Raw genomic sequence first — 23757 nt, forward strand, 5'->3', positions numbered from 1 at the left:
GCCACGGGTCTCGCCTTCGGCACGCCCGATGACAGGCTCCAGCGCTTGGTGAGCTGACATCGCGGCCGTGATGTGTTGCCATACGCGCCACACGAACCGACAGGGTGGAGACGATGGCGAAGCAATTGGAAGGCAAGGTCGCGGCCGTGACCGGCGCGGCATCGGGTATTGGACTTGCGAGCAGCGAGGCGATGCTGGCGGCCGGCGCTCGCGTGGTGATGGTCGACCGCGACGCGGCCGCGCTGCAAGCCCTCGCCGGCAAGCATGGCGACGCGGTGGTCCCGCTGGTGCTCGACCTGCTGGATCCAAAGGCCTGCGCGAGCCTGCTGCCGCAGGTGCTCGAAAAGGCCGGCCAGCTCGACATCCTGCACGCCAATGCCGGCATCTATGTCGGCGGCGACCTCGTCGATGCCGATACCAATGCGATCGACCGGATGCTGAACCTCAACGTCAATGTCGTAATGAAGAACGTGCACGACGTGCTGCCGCACATGATCGCACGCGGTACGGGCGACATCATCGTGACGAGCTCGCTCGCCGCGCATTTCCCGACGCCGTGGGAGCCGGTCTATGCGTCGTCGAAATGGGCGATCAACTGCTTCGTCCAGACGGTGCGGCGCCAGGTGTTCAAGCACGGCATCCGCGTCGGCTCGATCTCGCCGGGGCCCGTGATCAGCGCGCTGCTCGCCGACTGGCCGGCGGAGAAGCTCGCGGAGGCCAAGGCGGCGGGCAGCTTGCTCGGGGCGAGCGACGTCGCCGAGGTTGTGATGTTCATGCTGACCCGGCCGCGCGGCATGACCATCCGTGACGTCGTGATGCTGCCGACGAATTTCGATCTGTAGAGCGGCGTTTCTGCCGTCATTGCTTCGCTGCGCTCGCAATGATGTGACAAATCGTCGGCAAGTCGGACTAGACCGCCTCGAGCTCGGTCGCGCGCTTGGCCTTCTTCACCTTGGCCGGCGCGAACAGATTGCCGGCGGCAAGGCCGGCGGTGTCGGCGACGGTGGGATCACACGACACCATGGCGGCGACGATGGCGCCGTCGATCAGAAGCGCGAGTTGATGCGCCAGCACGGCGGGCTCCGCCGCGCCCATCTCGCCGGCCAGCTTCTCGATATGCGCCAGCACCACCTTCTTGTGCTTCAGCGCGATGTTGCGGAACTGCTTGGCGTCTTTGTCGTGCTCGGCGACCGCATTGATGAAGGGACAGCCGTAGAAACGTTCCTCGGCGAACCATGTCTTCAGGGCAGGGAAGATCCGCGCCAGCTTGGTCTGCGGATCGCCGCCGCCGGCCTCGATCGCGCCGATGAACCATTCGCGCCACTGGCGGCCTTCGCTCTCCAGCACGGCGTGCACCAGATTGGTCTTCGAGCCGAACAATTTGTAGAGCGTGGTCTTCGCGGTTCCAGCCTCATCGATGATCGCATCGATGCCCGTGGCGTTGATGCCGTTCTTGCAGAACAAATGCGTCGCCGCACTGAGCAGGCGCCCGCGTGCGGATTCATCGTCGCCGGCGGCGAACGCTGCGGTTTTTTTCTTGGTGAGCGATTTGACCATGCGCGGCAGTAAATCGGAGCGCGGCTAAATCATCAAGCCGCATCTTCACGGGGCGGTCATGTGCGCTGCCTTGCGCTCAAAGTAATCGCAGCCCACGCAGCATTTGCTTGGCGATTGAGCAGGGCGGCGCTGGTCAATCCGCAGGCAGGCCCGCTTAAGCGCCTCTGCGATTTCACCTTTTGATTTGGCGCGGGACTGGCACGGCTTATGCAGGAAACAGACCGTTCGGTATCCTGACCATTTCCATCGCTCCCAGGGAGAAAACTGATGACCGCTGTCGCTCAAAAAACCGCTCTGACCGGCTGCCTCGCGCCGATCGACAAAGGCGGGCTCGAGCAGCTCATTGCCAACGGCAAGGCCAATCCGAAGGTGATCAAGACCTTGAAGTGCAAGACGGTGGCCGAGGGCAAGTTCCGTCACGCCAACTACATCCGCAACCTTGCGCCCTACATCGTCGACGAGCCGCCGGGCCTGCTCGGCGACGACACCGCGCCCAATCCCTCCGAAGCCTCGCTCGCGGCGCTCGGCTCCTGCCTTGCGGTCGGCCTGCACGCCAACGCCGTGCATCGCGGCTGGATCGTCAACAAGCTCGAGCTCGAGCTCGAGGGCGACCTCAACATCACCGCGGTGTGGGGCACCGGCGACGTCAGCGAGAAGCCGGTCGGCTTCACCGATGTGCGCGTCAAGGTCGATATGGAATGCGAGGGCGTCCCGAGGAGCGAGATCGATGCGCTGGTGGCGCATGTGAAGAAGTGGTCGCCGGTCGCCAACACCTTCACCCGCCCCGTCAATCTCGAGGTCAGCGCGTAAAGCTCGGACCGGCAATTCAAGGTGCGGAGACTATCCATGGGTTCACTGGCTTTATCGCGGGTCGCAGCTCAAGATCCCGCACCGACGATAGCGGACGAGGTCGCGCGCCTCGCCCGCCAGGAGCTGGCGCCGCTCGCATCGGCGATCGACGCCGGCACGGTCTATCCGGCCGAATTCCTGCGCCGGCTCGGCGAGGTCGGCGCGTGGAACAGCCACGTGCCGCAGGAGGGCCCCGCCGATTTGCGCTGCGCCATCCAGTCGATGGCCGCGATCGGCGAGGTCTGCGGCGCCACCGCCTTCATGGCGTGGTGCCAGAATACGCTGGTCTGGTACGCGGCGAACTCCACCAACATGAAGCTCGCCGCCCGGTTCGGCGATTGCTTTTCCAGCGGGCGCCGGCTCGGCGGCACGGGGCTGTCCAACCCGATGAAGAGCTTCTTCGGCATCGAGCGGCTGAAGCTGAAAGGCCGCAAGGTCGACGGCGGCTACATCGTGCGCGGCGCGTTGCCCTGGGTGTCGAATCTCGGGCCAGACCATTACTTCGGCACGATCTTCGAGCGCGAGGATGACGACGGCACGAGCGAGCAGGGGCGGACGGTCATGTTCCTCGCCGACTGCGCCGATCCCGCGATCACGCTGACGCCGTGCAAGCCGTTCCTGGCGATGGACGGCACCGGCACCTACAGCGTCCAGTTCCGCGATGCCTTCGTGCCGGACGAATTGATCCTGGCCGAGCCGGCCGCACCGTTCGTCAGGAAGATCCGCGCCGGCTTCATCCTGCTGCAGGTCGGCATGGGCCTCGGCCTGATGAAGGATTGCATCAACATCATGGACGAGGTCCACGCGCCGCTGGGTCACGTCAACCGCTATCTGCCGCAGCAGCCGCTGCAATTCCGCGAGCTCTATGCCGAGTTCGAGAAGGAGGCGATGACGCTGGCGCGCGATCCCTACAATGCCGATGACAGCTACTGGCGCGGCGTCGTCGCGCTGCGGCTGCGCATTGGCGACGCCAGCGTCGCGGTCGCGCATGCCGCGATGCTCCATTGCGGCGCGCGCGGCTATCTGATGAGCCACCGCGCCCAGCGCCGGCTGCGCGAGGCCTATTTCGTCGCCATCGTCACGCCCGCCACCAAGCAGCTGCGCAAGATGCTCGCGGATGGGTGAAGCATGATCCGGAAAAGTGGAGACCGGTTTTCCCTCGCGACAAACGCGGAACGCGTTTGCGCGGAGATCATGCCCAAACAAGTTCGGGACCACCAAGACTAGCAACCACGCAACAGGAGAGAGCCATGACGGACGTTCTGATCACCGCCGGCGAACTTGCCGAGCTCGTCAAGAAAGAACCGTGTGTCATCATCGACACGCGGAATCCGGATGCCTATGCTGCGGGCCATCTGCCCGGCGCCGTCAATGTGCACGATATCTTCACGTTCCTTGCGACCTCGACCCCGGAGGGCATCCACGAGTTGAAGACCAAGTTCGCCGACGCCTTCGGTGCGGCCGGTCTCTCCGGCAAGGAGACCGCCGTGATCTACGAGCAGTCGATGAATTCCGGCTTCGGCCAGTCCTGCCGCGGCTATTATCTGCTGACCATGCTCGGCTATCCCAAGGTCAAGGTGCTGCATGGCGGCTTCGATGCCTGGAAGGCGGCGGACCTGCCGGTCACCACCGACGTTGCCGTGCCGGTGAAGGCCGGCTTTGCGATCGTGCCGGAGGCCGGCGAGATCATGATCGACGCCAAAACGATGCTGGCCGCGGTCGGCAAGCCCGGCGTTGCGATCCTCGACGTGCGCGACGTCGACGAGTGGATCGGCGAAAGCTCCTCCCCCTACGGCAAGGATTTCTGCCCGCGCAAGGGCCGCATTCCCGGCGCGGTGTGGCTCGAATGGTACCGCATGATGAAGCCGACCGGCGAAGGCCCGCGCTTCAAGTCGAAGGACGAGATCCTTGCCGAATGCGCCACCGTCGGCATCTCGCAGACCACGCCGGTCTATCTCTATTGCTTCAAGGGGGCGCGCGCCTCGAACACTTTCCTGGCGCTGAAGAACGCCGGCGTGAAGGACGTGCGGATGTATTTCGGCTCCTGGAACGAGTGGTCGCGCGACCCGTCGCTGCCGATCGATGAAGGCCTGCCGACATCTGCCGTCGTGACCGGCAAGGCGGCATAGAACCTGCATGTTTGGCGGCGTCCGGCGGCGCAAAACGCAACCGGACGCCGATCGATGAACCGGATCGCGGAGCTCTCCGCGTTTCGGTGCGACAATGGGGCGCAGCATGTCCACGTCAGACGATCCCTTCGACGCCGATCGTGATCTTTCACGATCCGGCTGCGCCTGCGGCCGGCACCGCTCGGCGGCCGAGCACGAGCATGCCGCGGGCACGCTGCGCTGCGAGCCTGTTCTGAGCGAACAGCAGCGTTACGAGGGCATCGTCGCCTCGGCAGTGATGCGGGCGGTGTTTCCGCAAGACATCGCGCGCCGCGCGTTCCTGAAATCGGTCGGGGCGGCGACCGCGCTCGCCGCGCTGTCGCAGGTCTTTCCGATCAAGACCGCGACGGAGGCGTTCGCCGATGCCGGTCCGCCGGAGAAAAAGGACCTCAAGATCGGCTTCATCCCGATCACCTGCGCGACTCCGATCATCATGGCGGCGCCGCTCGGCTTCTATGCCAAGCAGGGCCTCAACGTTGAGGTGGTAAAGACCGCCGGCTGGGCTGTCATTCGCGACAAGACCATCAACAAGGAATACGACGCCGCCCATATGCTGGCGCCGATGCCGATCGCGATCTCGCTGGGGCTCGGCGCCAATGCGATCCCGTTCACGGTGCCCGCGATCGAGAACATCAACGGGCAGGGCATCACGCTAGCGATGAAGCACAGGGATCGGCGCGATCCGAAGGACTGGAAGGGCATGAAGTTCGCCATTCCGTTCGACTATTCCATGCACAATTATTTGCTGCGCTATTATCTCGCCGAGCACGGGCTCGATCCGGATACCGACGTGCAGCTCCGCTCGGTGCCGCCGCCGGAAATGGTCGCCAATCTGCGCGCCGACAACATCGACGGCTTCCTCGCGCCCGACAATATCTGCCAGCGCGCGATCTATGACGGTGTCGGCTTCCTGCACATCCTCTCCAAGGAGATCTGGGACGGTCATCCCTGCTGCAGCTTTGCGGCGAGCCGCGAGTTCATCACCACGGCGCCGAATTCCTTCGCCGCGCTGACCCGCGCGATCGTCGATGCCACCGGTTATGCGGCGAAGGCCGAGAATCGCAAGCAGATCGCGGAAGCGATCGCGCCGGCCAACTATATCAACGCGCCGGTGACGGTGCTGGAGCAGGTGTTGACCGGCACCTATGCCGACGGGCTCGGCGGCGTGAAGACCGATCCGAAGCGCGTCGATTTCGATCCGTTCCCCTGGCAATCCTTTGCGGTGTGGATGCTGACCCAGATGAAGCGCTGGGGCCAGATCAAGGGCGACGTCGACTACAAAGCGGTTGCCGAGCAGGTGTATCTCGCCACCGACACCAAGAAGGTGATGGCCGAGATGGGCCTTTCGCCGCCGCCGACCGCCTACAAATCGTTCTCGGTGATGGGCAAGAGTTTCGATCCGGCCAAGCCCGACGATTATCTGGCGAGCTTCAAGATCAGGAAGTCGTCGTGAGGAGAGCAAGTCTATCCACAGCGTCGACCCTGCGAAAGCAGGGACCCATAACCACGACCGCTAGCAATTGTGCACGGTGTCTCCCGACGTGCTCCATCGAAGGGCCGCGGCGTATGGGTCCCTGCTTTCGCAGGGACGACGGGCGGAGGGAGTTCGCGCAATGACGCTTTCCCTCCGTCTCCGCGCCGCCATCGTCTCGCTTGCACTGCTCGCCGCCTTCCTCGGTGCCTGGCACCTCGCGACCCGCAGCACGGGTGCGGCTGCGAACATGAGCCCTGAATACGCCAAGCTGATGGGGCTGACGGCGACCCAGGGCAAGTCGGCGATGCCGGGACCATTAGATGTCGGCGCGAAACTGTGGGAGCACCTGAAGCGGCCGTTCTACGATAACGGGCCAAACGACAAGGGGCTCGGCATCCAGCTCGCCTATTCGATCGGCCGGGTCGGGCTCGGCTATCTGATCGCGGTCATCGTTGCGATCCCGCTCGGCTTCACGATCGGGATGTCGCCTTTGATCAGCAAGGCGCTCGATCCCTTCATCCAGGTGCTGAAGCCGATCTCGCCACTGGCCTGGATGCCGCTGGCGCTCTACACCATCAAGGATTCCTCGATCTCGGCGATCTTCGTCATCTTCATCTGCTCGGTGTGGCCGATGCTGCTCAACACCGCGTTCGGGGTCGCAAGCGTCCGCAAGGAATGGATCAACGTCGCGCGCACGCTCGAGGTCGGCACCGTCAGGCGCGCCTTTACCGTGATCCTGCCGGCGGCGGCGCCGACGATCCTGACCGGCATGCGGATCTCGATCGGGATCGCCTGGCTCGTGATCGTGGCCGCCGAGATGCTCGTCGGCGGCACCGGCATCGGCTATTTCGTCTGGAACGAGTGGAACAATCTGTCGATCACCAATGTGATCATCGCGATCCTCCTGATCGGCCTTGTCGGCATGCTGCTCGACCAGGTGCTGGCGCGCTTCACGCGCATGGTGACGTTTCCGGAGTAGCGATGACCGACAAGTTCATCTCCATCGAGGGCATTGCGCGGCGCTATCCCGGCGCCGGCGGCGGCATCACCACCGTGTTCGAGAATTTCTGGCTGTCGATGGCGCGCGGCGAGTTCGGCTGCGTGATCGGCCATTCCGGCTGCGGCAAGACCACCGTGCTGAACATCCTCGCCGGCCTCGACAAGCCGAGCGAGGGCACCGTGATCGTCGACGGGCAGGGCATCGAGGGCACCAGCCTCGACCGCGCCGTGATCTTCCAGAGCCACGCGCTGCTGCCGTGGCGCACCGTGCTCGGCAACGTCGCCTACGCCGTCAGCTCGAAATGGCGCAAATGGGACCGCGCACGCGTGAAGGCTCACGCCGAGAGGTTCATCGATCTGGTCGGGCTGACCGGCTCCGAGCACAAGCATCCGTCGGAATTGTCTGGCGGCATGAAGCAGCGCGTCGGCATCGCGCGGGCGCTGTCGATCACGCCGAAGATCATGCTGATGGACGAGCCGTTTTCGGCGCTCGACGCGCTGACCCGCGGCACGCTCCAGGACGAGGTACGGCGCATCTGTCTCGAGACCGGACAGACCACGTTCATGATCACCCATGACGTCGACGAGGCGATCTTCCTCGCCGACAAGATCTTCCTGATGACCAACGGCCCCGGCGCCGTGCTGGCCGAGATCGTCGAGAATCCGCTGCCGAAGGATCGCGGCCGCATCGATCTGCACCGCCATCCCTACTATTATGCGCTGCGCAACCATATCGTCGATTTCCTGGTCAGCCGCAGCAAGAGCTTTGCGACCGAGGCGACCGGACACGATCCGCGCCACGTGCCTGTGGTGCGGCCCGGCGTCGGCGAGCCGGTGATCGTCTCGCCGCCGCGCGTCGTCGAACCCAATCCCGCGCAGAGCGCTGCGCGCTGAAGCCCAAAGGAGGAAACCCCATGAAACGCGAAGACCTCACCGAGAAGCTGCTCGACATCAAGCGCGAGAAGGGCTGGAGCTGGAAGCACATCTGCGAAAAGATCGGCGGCTATTCCGAAGTCCTGATCGTCGGCGCGATCCTCGGCCAGATGAAGCTGACAAAACCGCAGGCGGCCAATGCCGGCGAGCTGTTCGGGCTGTCGAAGGCCGAGATCGCGATGCTCAACGAGGTGCCGATGCGCGGCACCGGCACGCCGATGCCGCCGACCGATCCCCTGATCTACCGCTTCTACGAGATGGTGATGGTCAACGGCCCGGCCTGGAAGGCGCTGATCGAGGAGGAGTTCGGCGACGGCATCATGTCGGCGATCGACTTCGACATGGCGATGGAACGCGTCGCCAACCCCAAGGGCGACCGCGTCAAGATCACCATGAGCGGCAAGTTCCTGCCGTACAAATATTACGGCGCCAGCGGCAATGTGCCGGAATACGGCTTCAAGGAAGAGTAAGCGGGCGAATGGCGAATAGCCAATAGCGAATGGAATTTCTTCCACTCGCTATTCGCTACCCACTATTCGTCCTTCTACAAAATTGTGCCCGGCGTGTAGCGCGCGGCGTCCGGCTTGGCCTTGGCCAGCGCCTCGACCTGCTCGGCGAAGTGATCGACCTGGGCGGCGGCGTCGCCGGAGTTGGCGCGGCCCTGGTCGAGCACGGCCTTGAGCTCGGCTTCGCTCAAGCCGAGACGCGGATCGGCGGCGAGGCGCTGCAGCAGATCGTTCTGCACGATCTTACCGGTGCGCAGGTCGCCGATGGCCGCGACGGCATGTTCCTTGATCGCCTCGTGGGCACCCTCGCGGCCGGCGCCCTTCTTCACCGCTTCCATCATCACAGTGGTGGTCAGCAGGAACGGCAGATAGCGCTTCAGCTCGGTTTCGACGACAGCCTCGAATACCTCCATCTGGTCGAGCACGGTCAGCAACGTCTCGAGCAGCCCGTCCATGGCAAGGAAGGCATCGGGCAGCATGACGCGGCGGACCACCGAGCAGGAGACGTCGCCTTCGTTCCACTGATCGCCGGCGAGGCCTGCGGCCATCGCGAGATAGCCCTTCAGGATCACATGCAGGCCGTTAATGCGCTCGCAGGAGCGGCTGTTCATCTTGTGCGGCATGGCCGAGGAGCCGACCTGGCCCTTGGCAAAGCCTTCGCTGGCAAGTTCGTGGCCGGCCATCAGGCGGATGGTCTTGGCGAAGTTGCCGGGGCCGCTGGCGAGCTCGGTGAGCACGCTGACCGCGCGGAAATCGAGGCTGCGCGGATAGACCTGGCCGACGGCATCGAGCGCTTTGGGCAGACCGAGGTGAACGAGGATGCGCTGTTCCAGCGCCCGCGCCTTGCCGGCGTCGCCATTGAACAAGGTGATCTGGTCGAGACGGGTGCCGACCGCGCCCTTCAGGCCGCGCGCCGGATAGGTCTGCAGCACGTTGACCAGGCTCTGATGCGCCAGCAGCATCTCCTCGCCGGACATGGCGATGCGCTTGCCGAGCGTTGTGACCTGTGCGGCCACGTTGTGGGTGCGCGCGGTGAACGGAATGTCGCGCAGTTGCTTCGCACGCCTGGCAAAGCGAATGAGCGCGGCAATGCTCTTGGTCTCGACCAGCTGCAGGGCGCGGTAGACCTGGAGCTGCTCGACGTTCTCGGTGAGGTCGCGGCTGGTCATGCCCTTGTGCAGGTGCTCGTGACCGGCCAGATCGCAGAACTCCTCGATGCGCGCCTTGACGTCGTGGCGGGTGATCCGCTCGCGCTGCATGATGGACTTGAGGTTGATCTGGTCCTTCACCCGCTCGTAGCTTTCGATCACGCCATCCGGAACCGGAATGCCGAGATCGCGCTGGCCCTTCAGCACGGCGATCCAGTAGTCGCGTTCGAGCCGGACCTTGCCTTCGCCACTCCAGATGGCGCGCATGGCGGGTGAGGCGTAACGTTCGGCGAGGACGTTGGAAATGTGATCTTGGGACATGATCCCGCTCTCTTGGCATTGCCGGAGGCTGGCCGCAAGCCGCAAGCTGTCATGAATCGTCAGGTCTGATAGCGCCTTGGCCGGACTTGCGGTGCTGGCCCCACCATACCAGATTCTCGAAAGCGCCGCCTCTGGCGATCCCAGGCGGTGCCCGCATGCTCAGGGCTTGTCGTCGGCGCTCCCCGTCGTGGCGGTCAGGTCATGCCTGACCGGCCGCAAACATATCCCTCATCTCCTTCACCGGCGCCATGTCGCGGACGAAGCTGAACGCGCCCTGATCCTTCATCTCGCGGGCGCAGCGCAGGAAGGCGGCGAGCGCGTGGCGCTCCATCGCGCCGCCGACGCTGACGCGCTTGACGCCGGCGGCGGATAGTTGCTCGAGCGTCAAGGTCGGATCGGCAAAGCCCATCACGAGGTTGAACGGCTTCTTGACCGACGACACCACGGTCTTGATGGTGCCGAGGTCGTAGAGGCCCGGCGAATACAGCACATCGGCGCCGGCCGCCTCGAACGCCTGCAGCCGCTTGATAGTGTCGTCAAGGTCCTTGCGTCCCCAGAGGAAGTTCTCCGCCCGCGCCGTCAGCGTGAACGGGAAGGGCAGGGCCCGCGCCGCCTCGACGGCGGCCTGCACCCGCTCGACCGCGAGCGAGAACTCGTAAATCGGATGCTCGCGGTTGCCGGTCGAGTCCTCGATCGAGCCGCCGACCACGCCGGCTTCGGCCGCGCGCGCGATCGCCTTTGCCGCGGTCTTGGGATCGTCGGCGCCGCAATTCTCCAGATCGGCGTTGACCGGCAGGTCGGTGGCCTCTGCGATCACCCGGCAATTGTCGATGATGGCATCGAGGCTGACGCCGGATTGCCCGAGCGTGTTGGCGAGCCCGAGGCTGGTGGTCGCGAGCGCCTCGAACCCCATCGCCGCCAGCAGCTTCGCCGTTCCGGCATCCCACGGATTCGGAATGATGAAGGCGCCGGGCCGCTGATGCAACTCGCGAAACCGTGCTGCCTTGTCTGCCTGGGTGCGCATGTGAACTCCCTGATGGTTGAAAAAGCGACTGAGACCTAGCGATAGGGCGGTTTCGGCCATCAGACAAATTTGTTATTTCTCTCACTGTCATCAGCTTTTTGCATGAGGCCGGAGATGGACAGCGACGCGCTCAACACGTTCCTGGTGGTGCACCGGCGCGGCGGGATCTCCAATGCCGCGAAAGCGCTGCATCGCTCGCAGCCGGCGATTTCCCGGCGCATCGCGCTGCTCGAGCAGGAGCTCGGCGTGCCGTTGTTCGAGCGGATCGCGGGCAAGACGCGGCTGAGCGATGCCGGTCGGGTGATGGTGCCCTATGCCGAACGCGCGGTGGCGGCAGCGCAGGACGCCGAGAATGCGGTGCGGGCGCTCCTGCGCGACAATTCCGGCCCGGTGGCGCTGGCGGTGACCGGTACGCTCGCCGGCGGGCGGCTGTCGAAGGTGCTGAAGCGCTTTGCCCGCCAGCATCCGGACGTCGCGCTGACCTTGCGTACCGCGACCAGCGCCGAGGTCAGCGATTTGATCCGGCGCGGCGAGGCCACGATCGGGCTGCGCTACGACCGCGACCGTTCAGGCGAGCTCGATTGCGAGGCGCTGCTTGCCGAGCCGCTCGGCGTGGTCTGCGCGCCGGACCATCCGCTGGCCGGACGCAAGGTCGGCAAGCTCGCCGATCTCAGGGATGAGCGCTGGATCGCTTTTCCCGAAGTGCCGGGACGCCGCGAGATCACCGCCTCGCACGTGTTCGCGTTGTTCCTGACGCACGGGCTCGGCGAGATCGCCTGGACGCCGGTCGACAGCCTGACGGCGCAGAAGCGGCTGGTGGAGGCCGGGCTCGGGATCGCGCTATTGTCGCAGAGCAATGCAGCGGAGGAATTGCGCGCGGCGACGCTGGCGACGATCCGCGTCGGCAATCTCACCGCCAGTCACGAGGTGGTCGCGGTGACGCGGCATGGCGGCTTCCTCAGCGCCGCGTCACGCCGTCTGCTCGACATCATTCGTAAGGAGTTTTCAAGAAGGCGAATGGCCAATCGCGAATAGCGAACGGATGCCCAATTCGCCATTCGCCACACCCCATTCGCCGGGTTCAGCTTCCCGCCTTGACCTGGGCCACCGCCACGGCCAGCAGCTCGTCCATCTTGGCGCGGATGTCGCGCTCGGTCGCGGCCTGGCCCTTGGCGGCGAGGTCCTTCAGCACCTTGTGCAGCACGTCGTTGTCGCCGGCTTCCTCGAAGTCGGCGGCGACCACCTCCTTGGCATAGGCGTTGGCGGCATCGCCTGCGATTCCGAGCTTTTCGGCGGCCCACAGGCCAAGCAGCTTGTTCCGGCGCGCCTCAGCCTTGAACTTCAGCTCCTCGTCGAGGGCGAACTTCTTCTCGAAACCTTCCTCGCGCTTGTTGAATTCGTTCATGGCCGAAGTTCCAATCCCCTGCTGAATGGCGGGTGATCCGCGCGTTGCGGCAGCCCCGATGCCTGCCTAGATAGGGGGGACGAATCGGCAAGACAACGAGCCGTTAAGCCGCAGGCAGAACAGGCGGAATCGGCCCTTTTTGATAGGGCGGTATAAGTGCCCCGAGGCGGGCACAATCGATTGTGCTGGATGGCCCAATCGGATAGGTTGCCCGCAGGCATGGTTCTTGTTCTGTTTCCAGTGGATTGTTCGGGTTCCAGGCCTCCGCGGCAGCTCCGTCGTGGGTCGTAACCCAAGTCATCCGGAGCACCCAAATCCATGGATTTCAACAAAACACGGTACATCCCAATGAGCCGTCGACGCCGTATTTATGAAGGCAAGGCCAAGGTGCTTTACGAAGGCCCCGAGCCGGGAACCCTGATCCAGCACTTCAAGGACGACGCGACCGCGTTCAATGCCAAGAAACACCAGGTGATCGAGGGCAAGGGCGTCCTCAACAACCGGATTTCGGAGTACCTGTTTCAGCACCTCAACGACATCGGGGTGCCGACCCACTTCATCCGCCGTCTCAACATGCGCGAGCAGCTGATTCGCGAGGTCGAGATCGTGCCGCTCGAGGTGGTGGTGCGGAACGTCGCCGCCGGCTCGCTGTCGCAGCGGCTCGGGATCGAGGAGGGCACCCAGCTGCCGCGCTCGATCATCGAGTTCTATTACAAGAACGACCAGCTCAACGACCCCATGGTGTCGGAAGAGCACATCACCGCCTTCGGCTGGGCGACGCCGCAGGAGATCGACGACATCATGGCGCTCGCCATCCGCGTCAACGACTTCCTCACCGGCCTCTTCCTCGGCATCGGCATCCGCCTCGTCGACTTCAAGATGGAGTGCGGCCGGCTGTTCGAGAACGAGATGATGCGGATCATCGTCGCCGACGAGATCTCGCCGGACTCCTGCCGGCTGTGGGACATCAAGTCGAACGAGAAGCTCGACAAGGACCGCTTCCGCCGGGATCTCGGCGGCCTGCTCGAGGCCTATACCGAAGTGGCCAAGCGGCTCGGCATCCTGATCGAAAATGAACGGCCGGCCGGCAGCGGTCCCGTGCTGGTGAAGAGTTAAGAGGCAATCGTGAAGGCACGTGTGACTGTGACATTGAAGTCGGGCATCCTCGATCCGCAGGGCAAGGCGATCGAGGGCGCGCTGAAATCGCTCGGCGTCGACGGCGTCGCCAGCGTTCGCCAGGGCAAGGTGTTCGACATCGAGCTCGCCGCGACCGACAAGGCCAAGGCGGAGGCAGCGCTGAAAGCCGCCGCCGACAAGCTGTTGGCGAATACCGTGATCGAGAATTACCGGGTCGAGGTCCTGAGCTAACGGGGCGAGCCAGATGATGTCAGCCGCTCCCGTCTCTCTTGGCAGCTCTCTTGGCAGTGACCGGACGATAGCCCGATTGTTGTTGGGCGGTTTGCTGACGGCTGCCGGGATCGCCGGTGCTTCGGCTCAGGCGCCGGCGCCGTCGGCGACCACGCAGCGGCCGCCGTTTGCAGTCAGCGGCTGGCGTTACGAGCGTCGCGCCGACACGCATCTGTTCCGCTGCGAGCAAGCGCAATGCGGAGCGGGTTCCAAGGTCAGCTACCGGGTGTACACCGGCGGAAATCAGATGACGCTCGATCAATTCCGTGACGGGCAGAACCAGATCATCAAGGCGCTGGAACAGCGGACGCCCGGACAGCGGATCACGCTGCTCGGTGTTGACGGCGACAAGGGCTCCGCGGTGCCGCGCATGTACAAGGCACGGCGCCTCACCGTGACGCCCAGCGGCGCAAGCGAGTATCAGGTCAACGGCCTGCTGTTTGGCGGCCAGGGCTCCGCCAGCCTGATCAGTTCGGCGCACGACGAGAAGGCCAGCAACGACAATTACGCAAGATTTGCCGCCGCAGTTAAGCTCGCGCTGGCACCCAAAACCAGGTGACGAAATGAAATCAGCCGTCCTCGTCTTTCCCGGCATCAACCGCGAGCGCGACATGGCGCGCGCGCTGAAACTCGCATCCGGCAACGAGACTGCGATGGTCTGGCACGCCGAGACCGCGCTGCCGAAAGGCACCGACCTCGTGGTGGTGCCCGGCGGCTTCTCCTATGGCGACTACCTGCGCTGCGGCGCGATCGCGGCGCGCGCGCCCGTGATGGACGCGGTGCGCGACTTCGCAGCCAAGGGTGGCCTCGTGCTCGGCGTCTGCAATGGCTTCCAGATCCTCTGCGAATCCGGCCTGCTGCCGGGCGTGCTGATGCGCAACGCCGGGCTGAAATTCGTCTGCCGCGACGTGCATATGAAGGTCGAGCGCTCCGACACGCCGTTCACCCGCGGCTACAATGCGGGCCAGGTGATCCGCGTGCCGGTGGCGCATGGCGAGGGCAACTACGAAGCCGACGAGGAGACGCTGAAGCGGCTCGAAGGCGACGGCCGGGTGCTGTACCGCTACTGCTCTGCCGACGGCGTGGTCGACGAGGCCTCGAACTTCAACGGCGCCGCGCATTCGATCGCCGGGATCGTCAACGAGCGCGGCAATGTGCTCGGCATGATGCCGCATCCGGAAAACCACGTCGAAGAGATCATGGGCTGCACCGACGGCCGCGGCCTGTTCGCAGGCCTGGTCCAGCAGTTCGAAAAGGCGGCGTAACGGAAATGCTGGGGCGGTGGTGCCTTGCCGCGGCCGCGGTACTCGTTTTCGCGACGGCAGTTCACGCTCAAGATTCCTCGAAGCCGGACTTCCCGAAACGCCCGATCACGATGATCGTGCCGTTCACGGCCGGCGGCACCTCCGACGTGATCGCCCGCGCGGTCGCCGACCAGATGAGCGCTGCGCTCGGCCAGACCATCATCATCGAGAATGTCGGCGGCGCCGGCGGCTCGACGGCGCTGACCCGCGCGGCCCGCGCCGAGCCGGACGGTTACACGATTGCGATCGGCAATGCCGGCACCAACGCCGCGACCTACACGATCTATCCGAAACTGTCGTTCACGCCTGACTCCTTTGCGCCGATCGCCGTGGTGGCGAAAACCTTCGGCATCGTCGCGCTGCGCAAGGATTTCCCGGCCAAGGACCTCAAGGACTTCATCGACTACGCCAGGAAGAATCCGGGCAAGGTCAATCTCGGCCATGCCGGCGTCGGCTCCTCGAACTACCTGATCTGCAAGAGCTTCGTGCATGCCGCCGGGATCGACGTGCAATTGGTCGGCTATCGCGGCGCGGCGCTCGCGCTGACGGATGCGATCGGCAGCCAGATCGACGGCGTCTGCGATGCCGCGGCCTCGGTGTCGCAGGCGATCGACGACAAGCTCGTGAAGGCGGTGGTGGTCGGCTCGACCGTGCGGCTCGCCTCGCTGCCGGAACTGCCGACCTCGGCCGAAGCCGGATTGCCGGAGTTCGAGGCGCAGGGCTGGAACGGCCTGTTCGCACCGAAGGGCACGCCTCCGGAAATTATCGCCAAGTTGAATGCTGCCGCGCGCAGCGCAGTCGCGAGCGAAGCGGTGAAGAAACGCTTCGTCGACCTGTCGACGGTTGCGCCCGATGCCGATGAGCTTGCACCCGAGGTGCTGCAGCAACTGGTGACCCGCGACGTCGCGAAATACCGCGCGCTGCTGGCAGACGACAAGAAGTAGCAAGTCGTCCTCGCTGCGTTGGCTCTGCCTCGAGGCGGTCGCCGAGGCGGCAGGCTTGCGTCGCCAGGTTGGCCTGAAACTTGCTGGTGGTCTCCTGATCGTCGGACGGGAGCTGCATCATGCTCATTCGCAAGGCTTACTGCACGATAGCGCTCCTGTGCGCGCTGCTGACGTGGCGTTCAGCTGCGGCCGAGACCACGCTGCGCATCGCCATGACGGCGTCCGATATCCCGACGGCAACCGGGCTGCCGAATAACGGCTTCGAAGGCATGCGCTTTCTCGGCTATCCGATCTTTGAGGGTCTGGTGCTGTGGAATCTGACCGGGACCGACCGCTTGGCCACTTTGCGTCCCGGACTCGCGGAGAAATGGGAACAGGACCCCGCCGACAGCAAGACCTGGATTTTCCATCTGCGCCAGGGCGTCAAATTCCACGATGGTACCGACTTCAATGCCGATGCCGTGATCTGGAATCTCGATCGCTACTTCAACAGCGAGAGCCCGCAATTTGAACCGCCGAGCTCGGCGATGTCGCGGGCGCGGGTCCCGGTGATGGGCAGTTACCGGAAGATCGACGACGCAACGGTGGCGATCACGACGACGAAGCCGGCATCCTATTTTCCCTATATGGCGGTCTATCTTCTGTTCACCTCGCCCGCGTCATTCGAAAAGGCCGGCCGCGACTGGGCCAAGGTCGCGACGTTGCCGGCTGCCGGCACCGGGCCGTTCCGCATCACCAGGATTGTGCCGCGGCAAGAGGCAGACCTGGCGCGCTGGGACAAATATTGGGACACGAGCAAGATCGCGAAGGTCGACAACGTCGTGTTGCTGCCGATCCCCGAGGCCAATTCGCGGTTGGCCGCCTTGCGCGCCGGCCAGGTCGACTGGATCGAAGTGCCGCCGGCCGATGGCATCGACTCGCTGAAATCCGCCGGCTTCACTATTACCACCGGTTCCTATCCGCATGTCTGGCCGTGGTTCTACAACATCGGCGCCGCCAACAGCCCGTTCAAGGATGTCAGGGTTCGCCAAGCCCTGAACTACTGCATCGATCGGGACGGGCTGGTGTCCCTGCTCAACGGGACCGCAGAGCCGTCGGTCGGCTGGCTCAAGGTCAGCGATCCCGATTTCGGCGCGCCGGCCAACCGCTACAAATTCGATCCGACCAAAGGCAAGGCGCTGCTTGCCGAGGCCGGTTACACGCCGGCAAAGCCCTTGGGGTTCAAGGTGCTGATCTCGAACTCAGGCTCGGGGCAGATGCTGCCGCTGCCGATGAACGAATTCCTCCAGCAGAACCTGAAGGAAGCCTGCGGGGTCAATGTGGAATTCGACGTGATCGAATGGCAGGTGCTCTTGACCGCGGCCCGGGCCACGCCCGACAGCCCAAATTTGCGGGGCGCGATGGCGCTCAATATCAGCTCGCCTTCGTCGGACGCCGGCGTGATGGCGCGCTATTTCCTGGCTGCCAATTTTTCTCCGAACGGATTCAATTTCGAGCAATGGAAGGACGACGAGTTCGAAGCCGCACTCAGGACGATTTCGGAAGCGACCGATCCGAAAGTGATCTCGGCGGCCTATCGCAAGGCGCATGAGCGCCTCGTCGACGACCCGCCCTGGCTCTATATTGTCCACGATCTGAACCCTCGCGCGATGAGTCCGAAGGTGAAGGGTTTTGTGTCGCCCCAGTCGTGGTTCGTCGACCTCACGCTGGTCAGCATGCAATAAGCCGGAATCCGGTATCGTCGCCCGCATGCTCGCGCCATGGCGCAAGGAGCATGAACCCGATCCGTTTCGTCCGCGACCAATGCAGGGTAGTCGCTGCCGCTTCACGATCTCTTCACGCTAGCGCCGCCGGGGTAACAACCGGGGATTGTCGCGACGTGCCGGGCGCGTTATGACGGTGGCGACTTTGGATGGTCTGTCCGGCTCGCTGGGATCCTTGATGCCTGTTGCATTGGTCATATTGCTGCTCGACATCTCGCTGATCTATCACGCCTCGCGCACCGGGCGCTTGCAGCCCTGGGCCTTCATCATCCTGATGGTGCCGCTGATCGGCGCACTCGCCTACATCGTCGTCGAGCTCGTTCCGGAATGGTGGGGCGGGCCGGGTGCCGCGCAGGCACGCAAGCGCGTCGCCAACCGGCTCGATCCGGAGAAGCGCTATCGCGAATTGTCCGACCGGCTCGCGACGTCGGATACGATCGCCAACCGCGCGGCGCTCGCCGCCGAATGCCACTCCATCGGGCGCTTCGAGGAGGCCGAGGGCCATTACGACCACGTGCTGGGGCTGCCGCAAGGCGACGATCCGGCTTACGCGCTGGCCAAGGCGCAGGCCCAGTTCGCCCGCAAGCAGCCCGCCGAGGCGCTGGCGACACTCGATGCCTTGCGCGAGCGCTGGCCCGATTTCGAATCCGCCGAGGGGCATCTGCTCTACGCCCGTGCGCTCGCCGAGATCGGCCGGCTCGACGAGGCGCTGGAGGAATACCAGGCGGTGTCGCAGTATTTCCCCGGCGCCGAGGCGCGGGTCCGCTACGGCCTTCTGCTACAGCTGGTCGGCCGCACCGCCGAGGCGCGCATGGTGTTCAACGAGCTGCTGATCCAGATGCGGCGTGCGCCGAAATATCTGCGCGACGCGCAGGCCGAGTGGCTCTCGATCGCCGAGAAGCAATTGTCGACCTAGCTTGTCACTTCCGTGCTCCAAACCCGCGTTAGACTCAAGCAAAGGCGATCAGGTCAACGAGGTAGTGCGCCAGCACGACCGGCCAAATCGCACCTGACCGCCGATACATCACCATCAGAAGAATGCCGATTGTCGCGGCGAGCAGGACGTTTCCGATCCCGGCCCACCAGTGATAGGCACCGAACATGAGCGATGTGACCAGGACGGCAAGCGTCCGGTCGCCCAGATAGGGCTGCGCGACGCTCCGAAGGCATCGCCTGAAAATGATCTCTTCGCTGGCCGCTACCAACGCGAGGCCGAACACAAGGTCGAAACCGTAAAGCCAGCCGGTCGGGTGCGGATACACGCCGACGACAGTCGCCGGAAACTCTGTATCGATCAGGCGCCGCGGCCACTGACCCAGACGCTCCAGCAGCGAAAGTCCCGCGATCCAGAGCCCGAGTTCAAGGAGGGCGATTCGATTTTGCTGCCGCCCAAAGGCAACACTTCGTGCCGCGGGAATCATCGCGAGGATGGCCAAAGCGGCTATCCGGCCGACATAGTCCCAACCCAGCCAGCTCGCTGCATGGTGTTGATGCAGCCGCATGAGTTGGGATGCAAAGAGCGGGATCAACGCGAGTGCAAACCACCAGAGATCGGACGCGCGATCAGCCTTCGAGTCGCCAAAGGTGTCCGGCGAACGATTTTCCATGTTCGACCTCTAACGGGACGCGCCCCGACAGACTTGCGGTCAACTACCTCACATTCGCGCAATCTGTGTCAATCGGGCGATGACTGCGTCCCGGCAATTCCAAGTCTGCGCGAATTCAGCTTCAACGGCCGCGCAATCGTCTCAACCACCGCTTCACCACTTCGCCTGGCACCGTCATCGCGGCGACGCCGGCCATGACCAGCACGAGGCCGAGCACCAGGTTCGACGGCACGGATTCGCCGAGCAGGATCACCGACAGCGCGACGCCGATCGGAATCCGCAAGTAACCCTGCGCATTGGTCGTGAGCGTGCCGAGCCGCGTCAGGCACATGTAGAACAGCATCAGGCCGAATGCGCTGGAGAAGATGCCCATTACGACGGTGGCGACCAGCGCCTGGGTGGTCGGGTGCAGCGTCCAGGGATGGTCGACGATCAGCGCGACCGGCAGCAGCACGGTGCCGCCGAAAAGCAGCGAACCGGCTGCGACCACCATCGGGTCGTAGTCCGACAGCCGGAGCCCGAAGATCGTGGCGCAGGCGAACGAGACGGTGGCGAGCAGGATCGCGATCTCGGCGACAATTTCCCTGCCGAAGCCCGAGAGCGCGTCGAGGCCGATGATCGCGACCGTGCCGGCGAGGCCGAGGATCGCGCCGACCAGCTTGAGTAGCGAGGCCGGCTCGTGCCGCGTGATTGTCCAGGTGATGAGGAAGGCGAAGATCGGCGTGGTCGAGGCCAGCACCACGGTGTTGGACGCCGGTACGTAAAGCTGCGCCCAGGTGATCACCAGAAACGGGATCGTGGAGTTGATGGTCTGTTGGAAGGCGAACAGCTTCCAGGCCTTGATGTCGGTCGGGATGCGGATGCCGCGCAGCCGCAGCACGATGAGCAGGAAGGCGGCCGCGACCAGCGAACGCGCCGAGATGAAGGTGACCGGCGGGATCGAGCCGAGCCCGATCTTGGTCAGCGGATAAGTCGAGCTCCAGCAGCAGGCCAGCGCCAGCAGCAGCGCATAGTCGCGCCAGCCGCGCGCGCCCGGCGCTAAGGTGGACGGAGGAGGCGTGATCGCGGGAGCCGTCACGCCGGCTGTCTTGCCCGTCCGGTTCAGCATGATCTCCGCGCAAACGCGTTCCGCGTCTGTCGCGAGCGAAAACCGCCTCGCACTTTTCCGGATCTTGCTCTGATTGTGCTCTGCGGCACCTTGATTGGCTCCCTCCGCGCATCGGCGCGCGATGGAGCGAATGTAGCTTGGCCGTGGGGCCAACGGCTAGGGGCGGTTCAGACGGAAAACGTGATGGATGCCGGCCCGGCGCCCATCACGCGGAATTTGCGCGCGCTGCCTGCGCGGGACTTCGCCGGCGCAGCACTCGCTCAGCACCTCGCCGTCGACGTAATGCGGCGTCACGCGCTCGGCTGCGCCGTCGTTTTATGCTTCACCCGCTTGATGGTGCCGGAGAAGGTGAACACTGCGCGCGTACCCGCGCGCAGTGTGCCGCGCAGGAAAATGAGCGATCCGCCCGCGCGCGTGATCTCGCCGTCGCATTCGATCAGCTCGCCCTCGCGTGCTGCGTCGAGGAACTCGCATGAGAAACCGACCGTGACGCCTTGCCCCTGCAACTCGGAGGCTGCAAGCGCGAACAGGCAGTAGTCGGCGAAGGTCATGAAGCAGCCGCCGTGGACATTGCCGGCGCCGTTGAGGTGCTTCCGGGCGACCCGAAAGGCGCACCTGATGCGGCCGTCCTCGTCCATGCGGTGGTAAAACGGGCCAGTATGGGTCTCGAAATTGTCCCTCGTCCAGGTTCGCCAGCCGGCGAATTCGCCCTCGGTTTCGACGTGCAGGTCGGGGCGGCGATTGAATGCGGTCTCTGGCGCGGTCTTGACGAGCTCGTTCACGAAATCTGGCCTTCAATTAGCGGGTTCGGGTCCTTAAATCCGATCCATCCCCATTGTGCAAATCCGGGTAGCAAATTCCGGGCCGCGTCCAGCCGCCGCAAAGCTCTGGACAGCCCGGAAATGCCCCGTAAAAGGCCTTTTCGCCCCCGTTCGATCTACCTATTAAGGGTCCCATGACCGCGCCCAAGAACGAGCCTAAGAACGAACCGAAGATCACCCCCGAACTCGTCGCCGCCCACGGGCTGAAGCCGGACGAGTACGAGCGCATCCTGAAGCTGATCGGGCGAGTTCCGACCTTCACCGAGCTCGGCATCTTCTCGGCGATGTGGAACGAGCATTGCTCGTACAAGTCGTCCCGGATCCATCTGCGCGGCCTGCCGACCAAGGCCCCCTGGGTGATCCAGGGCCCCGGCGAGAATGCCGGCGTGATCGATATCGGCGACGGCCAGGCGGTGGTCTTCAAGATGGAGAGCCACAACCATCCGAGCTATATCGAGCCCTATCAGGGGGCGACCACCGGCGTCGGCGGCATCCTGCGCGACGTCTTCACCATGGGCGCGCGCCCGATCGCCTGCCTGAACGCGCTGAGCTTCGGGGCGCCCGAGCACCCGAAGACCCGGCATCTGGTGTCCGGCGTGGTCGCCGGCGTCGGCGGCTACGGCAATTCGTTCGGGGTGCCGACGGTCGGCGGCCAGGTCCGCTTCCACACCCGCTATGACGGCAACATCCTGGTCAACGCGATGGCGGTGGGCCTCGCCAGAGCTGACAAGATCTTCTACGCGGCGGCCTCCGGCGTGAACATGCCGATCGTCTATCTCGGCTCCAAGACCGGCCGCGACGGCATCCATGGCGCCTCGATGGCCTCGGCCGAGTTCGACGATGCCTCCGAGGAGAAGCGGCCGACCGTGCAGGTCGGCGACCCCTTCGCCGAGAAGCTGCTGCTCGAAGCCTGCCTCGAGATCATGGCAGCCGATTGCGTCGTCGCGATCCAGGACATGGGCGCAGCCGGCCTGACCTGCTCGGCGGTCGAGATGGGCGCCAAGGGCGATCTCGGCGTCGACCTCCATCTCGACGCGGTGCCGACCCGCGAGACCGGCATGAGCGCCTACGAGATGATGCTCTCAGAGAGCCAGGAGCGCATGCTCATGGTGCTCAAGCCCGAAAAGGAGCAGGAGGCCGAGGCGATCTTCCGCAAATGGGGGCTCGATTTCGCGATCGTCGGCTACACCACGCCGACCAAGCGCTTCGTCGTCAAGCATGGCGGCGACGTGATGGCCGATCTGCCGATCAAGGAGCTCGGGGACGAGGCGCCGGTCTATGACCGTCCGCATGTCGCATCGGGCGCGCTGCCGGTGATCCGTGGCCAGGACGTCAAGCCGCCGCTCGGCATCGCCGACGCGTTGACCAAGCTGATCGGCACGCCCGAACTGTGCTCGAAGCGCTGGGTCTGGGAGCAGTACGACCACGTCATCCTCGGCAACACCATGCAGCGCCCCGGCGGCGATGCCGCGGTGGTGCGCGTCGAGGACGGGCCGAAGGGGCTTGCGCTCACCGTCGACGTCACGCCGCGCTATTGCGAGGCCGATCCGTTCGAGGGCGGCAAGCAGGCAGTGGCCGAAGCCTGGCGCAACATCACCGCGGTCGGCGGCCGGCCACTCGCGATCACCGACAATCTCAATTTCGGCAATCCGGAGCGGCCCGAGATCATGGGCCAGTTCGTCGGCTGCCTGAAAGGAATTGCGGAAGCCTGTATCGCGCTGGACTTCCCGGTCGTATCCGGCAACGTCTCGCTCTACAACGAGACCAACGGCCGTGGCATCCTGCCGACACCCTCGATCGGCGGCGTCGGCGTGCTCGACGACTTCACCAAGTCGGCGACACTGGCATTCAAGGCGGCGGGCGAGGCGATTCTCCTGGTCGGAGACACCCAGGGCTGGCTCGGCCAGTCGGTTTACCTGCGCGATGTCTGCGGCCGCGAGGAGGGCTCTCCGCCGCCGGTCGATCTCGCCACCGAGAAGCGCAATGGCGACGTGGTGCGCGGCATGATCCGCGCCGGCACCGCGACTGCGGTGCATGACGTGTCCGACGGCGGGCTCCTGATCGCGCTGGCCGAGATGGCGATCGCAAGCGGTATCGGCGCGCAGCTCCTGGCGGCGCCGTCCTCGATCGTGCCGCATGCCTATTGGTATGGCGAGGATCAGGCGCGCTACATCGTCACCGTGCCGGCTGCCGACGCAGGCCTCGTGCTGGCGAAGATGAAGGGCGCCGGCGTGCCCTGCGCGCGGATCGGCACCACCGGCGGCGATGCGATTGCGGTCGCGGGCGAGGCGCCGGTTGCGGTCGAAAGCCTGTCGCGCGCCTTCGAGCATTGGCTGCCGAACTACATGAGCGGCACCGCTGCCTGATCCGGCAGGATCAGCGTCACAACGCAACGACCTCAATAGCGCGATGATTCCAT

General features: G+C 64.7%; 24 protein-coding genes. 17 read left to right on the top strand and 7 right to left on the bottom strand.

Features of this window, described 5'->3' with window-relative positions:
- The first annotated feature begins 113 nt into the window (after nucleotides 1–113).
- Nucleotides 114–842, top strand: coding sequence for an SDR family oxidoreductase (locus ACVW17_RS22225; RefSeq protein ID WP_456753906.1), 729 nt, complete (start codon nucleotides 114–116; stop codon nucleotides 840–842).
- 67 nt (nucleotides 843–909) lie between these two features.
- Here ACVW17_RS22225 and ACVW17_RS22230 read toward each other — a convergent pair whose 3' ends face one another.
- Complete coding sequence (locus ACVW17_RS22230; RefSeq protein ID WP_456753907.1) at nucleotides 910–1557, bottom strand: TetR/AcrR family transcriptional regulator; 648 nt, start codon at nucleotides 1555–1557, stop codon at nucleotides 910–912.
- 267 nt (nucleotides 1558–1824) lie between these two features.
- On the opposite strand from ACVW17_RS22230, the gene ACVW17_RS22235 reads away from it, so the two are divergent.
- The 7 genes from ACVW17_RS22235 (at nucleotide 1825) to cynS (ending at nucleotide 8450) form a co-directional block, all read left to right on the top strand.
- Nucleotides 1825–2367, top strand: coding sequence for an OsmC family protein (locus ACVW17_RS22235; protein ID WP_456753908.1), 543 nt, complete (start codon nucleotides 1825–1827; stop codon nucleotides 2365–2367).
- A gap of 36 nt (nucleotides 2368–2403) precedes the next feature.
- A complete protein-coding gene (locus ACVW17_RS22240; RefSeq protein WP_456797879.1) occupies nucleotides 2404–3531 on the top strand; it encodes an acyl-CoA dehydrogenase family protein in 1128 nt (375 codons plus the stop codon).
- A 125-nt stretch (nucleotides 3532–3656) separates the two neighbouring features.
- On the top strand, nucleotides 3657–4535 hold the full coding sequence (locus tag ACVW17_RS22245; protein WP_456753910.1) for a sulfurtransferase: 879 nt from the start codon (nucleotides 3657–3659) through the stop codon (nucleotides 4533–4535).
- 106 nt (nucleotides 4536–4641) lie between these two features.
- Nucleotides 4642–6027: a CmpA/NrtA family ABC transporter substrate-binding protein gene (locus ACVW17_RS22250; protein WP_456753911.1), complete on the top strand. Its 1386-nt coding sequence runs from the start codon at nucleotides 4642–4644 to the stop codon at nucleotides 6025–6027.
- Between the two features lie 160 nt (nucleotides 6028–6187).
- Nucleotides 6188–7027 (top strand): nitrate ABC transporter permease, encoded by an 840-nt coding sequence (ntrB, locus tag ACVW17_RS22255; RefSeq protein WP_456753912.1) that lies wholly within the window; start codon nucleotides 6188–6190, stop codon nucleotides 7025–7027.
- A 2-nt stretch (nucleotides 7028–7029) separates the two neighbouring features.
- Entirely contained in the window at nucleotides 7030–7941 is a 912-nt protein-coding gene (locus ACVW17_RS22260) for an ABC transporter ATP-binding protein (protein ID WP_456753913.1), read from the top strand.
- Between the two features lie 20 nt (nucleotides 7942–7961).
- Complete coding sequence (cynS, locus tag ACVW17_RS22265; RefSeq protein ID WP_163160216.1) at nucleotides 7962–8450, top strand: cyanase; 489 nt, start codon at nucleotides 7962–7964, stop codon at nucleotides 8448–8450.
- A gap of 74 nt (nucleotides 8451–8524) precedes the next feature.
- On the opposite strand, the gene purB is transcribed toward cynS, so the two are convergent.
- Together purB and ACVW17_RS22275 are read right to left on the bottom strand one after the other, a co-directional pair.
- Nucleotides 8525–9955: an adenylosuccinate lyase gene (gene purB, locus ACVW17_RS22270; RefSeq protein WP_456753914.1), complete on the bottom strand. Its 1431-nt coding sequence runs from the start codon at nucleotides 9953–9955 to the stop codon at nucleotides 8525–8527.
- A gap of 199 nt (nucleotides 9956–10154) precedes the next feature.
- Nucleotides 10155–10979: an isocitrate lyase/PEP mutase family protein gene (locus ACVW17_RS22275; RefSeq protein WP_456753915.1), complete on the bottom strand. Its 825-nt coding sequence runs from the start codon at nucleotides 10977–10979 to the stop codon at nucleotides 10155–10157.
- Between the two features lie 114 nt (nucleotides 10980–11093).
- On the opposite strand from ACVW17_RS22275, the gene ACVW17_RS22280 reads away from it, so the two are divergent.
- On the top strand, nucleotides 11094–12014 hold the full coding sequence (locus tag ACVW17_RS22280; protein ID WP_456753916.1) for a LysR family transcriptional regulator: 921 nt from the start codon (nucleotides 11094–11096) through the stop codon (nucleotides 12012–12014).
- A 46-nt stretch (nucleotides 12015–12060) separates the two neighbouring features.
- Here ACVW17_RS22280 and ACVW17_RS22285 read toward each other — a convergent pair whose 3' ends face one another.
- Nucleotides 12061–12384, bottom strand: coding sequence for a DUF1476 domain-containing protein (locus ACVW17_RS22285; protein ID WP_456753917.1), 324 nt, complete (start codon nucleotides 12382–12384; stop codon nucleotides 12061–12063).
- A gap of 348 nt (nucleotides 12385–12732) precedes the next feature.
- On the opposite strand from ACVW17_RS22285, the gene purC reads away from it, so the two are divergent.
- The 7 genes from purC to ACVW17_RS22320 all read left to right on the top strand — a co-directional run bounded on the left by purC (nucleotide 12733) and on the right by ACVW17_RS22320 (nucleotide 18718).
- Nucleotides 12733–13500: a phosphoribosylaminoimidazolesuccinocarboxamide synthase gene (gene purC / locus ACVW17_RS22290; RefSeq protein WP_016843454.1), complete on the top strand. Its 768-nt coding sequence runs from the start codon at nucleotides 12733–12735 to the stop codon at nucleotides 13498–13500.
- A gap of 9 nt (nucleotides 13501–13509) precedes the next feature.
- Nucleotides 13510–13752 (top strand): phosphoribosylformylglycinamidine synthase subunit PurS, encoded by a 243-nt coding sequence (purS, locus tag ACVW17_RS22295; protein WP_029083848.1) that lies wholly within the window; start codon nucleotides 13510–13512, stop codon nucleotides 13750–13752.
- Nucleotides 13753–13831: 79 nt separating this feature from the next.
- On the top strand, nucleotides 13832–14350 hold the full coding sequence (locus ACVW17_RS22300; RefSeq protein ID WP_456797880.1) for a hypothetical protein: 519 nt from the start codon (nucleotides 13832–13834) through the stop codon (nucleotides 14348–14350).
- 4 nt (nucleotides 14351–14354) lie between these two features.
- Nucleotides 14355–15056: a phosphoribosylformylglycinamidine synthase subunit PurQ gene (gene purQ, locus ACVW17_RS22305; protein WP_166206990.1), complete on the top strand. Its 702-nt coding sequence runs from the start codon at nucleotides 14355–14357 to the stop codon at nucleotides 15054–15056.
- 5 nt (nucleotides 15057–15061) lie between these two features.
- Nucleotides 15062–16039 (top strand): tripartite tricarboxylate transporter substrate-binding protein, encoded by a 978-nt coding sequence (locus tag ACVW17_RS22310; RefSeq protein ID WP_456797881.1) that lies wholly within the window; start codon nucleotides 15062–15064, stop codon nucleotides 16037–16039.
- A gap of 119 nt (nucleotides 16040–16158) precedes the next feature.
- Nucleotides 16159–17763, top strand: coding sequence for an ABC transporter substrate-binding protein (locus ACVW17_RS22315; RefSeq protein WP_456753920.1), 1605 nt, complete (start codon nucleotides 16159–16161; stop codon nucleotides 17761–17763).
- Nucleotides 17764–17980: 217 nt separating this feature from the next.
- Nucleotides 17981–18718: a tetratricopeptide repeat protein gene (locus tag ACVW17_RS22320; RefSeq protein ID WP_456753921.1), complete on the top strand. Its 738-nt coding sequence runs from the start codon at nucleotides 17981–17983 to the stop codon at nucleotides 18716–18718.
- Nucleotides 18719–18752: 34 nt separating this feature from the next.
- Here the strand turns inward: ACVW17_RS22320 and ACVW17_RS22325 are convergent, their stop codons facing one another.
- The 3 genes from ACVW17_RS22325 to ACVW17_RS22335 all read right to left on the bottom strand — a co-directional run bounded on the left by ACVW17_RS22325 (nucleotide 18753) and on the right by ACVW17_RS22335 (nucleotide 21299).
- Nucleotides 18753–19409: a CPBP family intramembrane glutamic endopeptidase gene (locus tag ACVW17_RS22325; RefSeq protein WP_456753922.1), complete on the bottom strand. Its 657-nt coding sequence runs from the start codon at nucleotides 19407–19409 to the stop codon at nucleotides 18753–18755.
- A gap of 121 nt (nucleotides 19410–19530) precedes the next feature.
- On the bottom strand, nucleotides 19531–20517 hold the full coding sequence (locus tag ACVW17_RS22330) for a DMT family transporter (protein ID WP_456753923.1): 987 nt from the start codon (nucleotides 20515–20517) through the stop codon (nucleotides 19531–19533).
- Nucleotides 20518–20807: 290 nt separating this feature from the next.
- Complete coding sequence (locus ACVW17_RS22335) at nucleotides 20808–21299, bottom strand: PaaI family thioesterase (RefSeq protein WP_456753924.1); 492 nt, start codon at nucleotides 21297–21299, stop codon at nucleotides 20808–20810.
- Between the two features lie 173 nt (nucleotides 21300–21472).
- Here ACVW17_RS22335 and purL point away from each other — a divergent pair, with 173 nt between their 5' ends.
- Nucleotides 21473–23704: a phosphoribosylformylglycinamidine synthase subunit PurL gene (gene purL / locus ACVW17_RS22340; protein WP_456753925.1), complete on the top strand. Its 2232-nt coding sequence runs from the start codon at nucleotides 21473–21475 to the stop codon at nucleotides 23702–23704.
- The last annotated feature ends 53 nt before the right edge of the window (nucleotides 23705–23757 follow it).

The sequence above is a fragment of the Bradyrhizobium sp. USDA 4473 genome (assembly GCF_054063335.1).

Coding starts and splice junctions, on each gene's coding strand:
- ACVW17_RS22280 (WP_456753916.1), top strand. CDS start 11,094: ATGGACAGCGACGCGCTCAACACGTTCCTGGTGGTGCACCGGCGCGGC.
- ACVW17_RS22285 (WP_456753917.1), bottom strand. CDS start 12,384: ATGAACGAATTCAACAAGCGCGAGGAAGGTTTCGAGAAGAAGTTCGCC.
- ACVW17_RS22225 (WP_456753906.1), top strand. CDS start 114: ATGGCGAAGCAATTGGAAGGCAAGGTCGCGGCCGTGACCGGCGCGGCA.
- ACVW17_RS22315 (WP_456753920.1), top strand. CDS start 16,159: ATGCTCATTCGCAAGGCTTACTGCACGATAGCGCTCCTGTGCGCGCTG.
- ACVW17_RS22260 (WP_456753913.1), top strand. CDS start 7,030: ATGACCGACAAGTTCATCTCCATCGAGGGCATTGCGCGGCGCTATCCC.
- purC (WP_016843454.1), top strand. CDS start 12,733: ATGAGCCGTCGACGCCGTATTTATGAAGGCAAGGCCAAGGTGCTTTAC.
- ACVW17_RS22320 (WP_456753921.1), top strand. CDS start 17,981: ATGCCTGTTGCATTGGTCATATTGCTGCTCGACATCTCGCTGATCTAT.
- ACVW17_RS22310 (WP_456797881.1), top strand. CDS start 15,062: ATGCTGGGGCGGTGGTGCCTTGCCGCGGCCGCGGTACTCGTTTTCGCG.
- ACVW17_RS22240 (WP_456797879.1), top strand. CDS start 2,404: ATGGGTTCACTGGCTTTATCGCGGGTCGCAGCTCAAGATCCCGCACCG.
- ACVW17_RS22230 (WP_456753907.1), bottom strand. CDS start 1,557: ATGGTCAAATCGCTCACCAAGAAAAAAACCGCAGCGTTCGCCGCCGGC.
- cynS (WP_163160216.1), top strand. CDS start 7,962: ATGAAACGCGAAGACCTCACCGAGAAGCTGCTCGACATCAAGCGCGAG.
- ntrB (WP_456753912.1), top strand. CDS start 6,188: ATGACGCTTTCCCTCCGTCTCCGCGCCGCCATCGTCTCGCTTGCACTG.
- ACVW17_RS22325 (WP_456753922.1), bottom strand. CDS start 19,409: ATGGAAAATCGTTCGCCGGACACCTTTGGCGACTCGAAGGCTGATCGC.
- ACVW17_RS22275 (WP_456753915.1), bottom strand. CDS start 10,979: ATGCGCACCCAGGCAGACAAGGCAGCACGGTTTCGCGAGTTGCATCAG.
- ACVW17_RS22250 (WP_456753911.1), top strand. CDS start 4,642: ATGTCCACGTCAGACGATCCCTTCGACGCCGATCGTGATCTTTCACGA.
- purQ (WP_166206990.1), top strand. CDS start 14,355: ATGAAATCAGCCGTCCTCGTCTTTCCCGGCATCAACCGCGAGCGCGAC.
- ACVW17_RS22330 (WP_456753923.1), bottom strand. CDS start 20,517: ATGCTGAACCGGACGGGCAAGACAGCCGGCGTGACGGCTCCCGCGATC.
- purB (WP_456753914.1), bottom strand. CDS start 9,955: ATGTCCCAAGATCACATTTCCAACGTCCTCGCCGAACGTTACGCCTCA.
- ACVW17_RS22235 (WP_456753908.1), top strand. CDS start 1,825: ATGACCGCTGTCGCTCAAAAAACCGCTCTGACCGGCTGCCTCGCGCCG.
- purL (WP_456753925.1), top strand. CDS start 21,473: ATGACCGCGCCCAAGAACGAGCCTAAGAACGAACCGAAGATCACCCCC.
- ACVW17_RS22245 (WP_456753910.1), top strand. CDS start 3,657: ATGACGGACGTTCTGATCACCGCCGGCGAACTTGCCGAGCTCGTCAAG.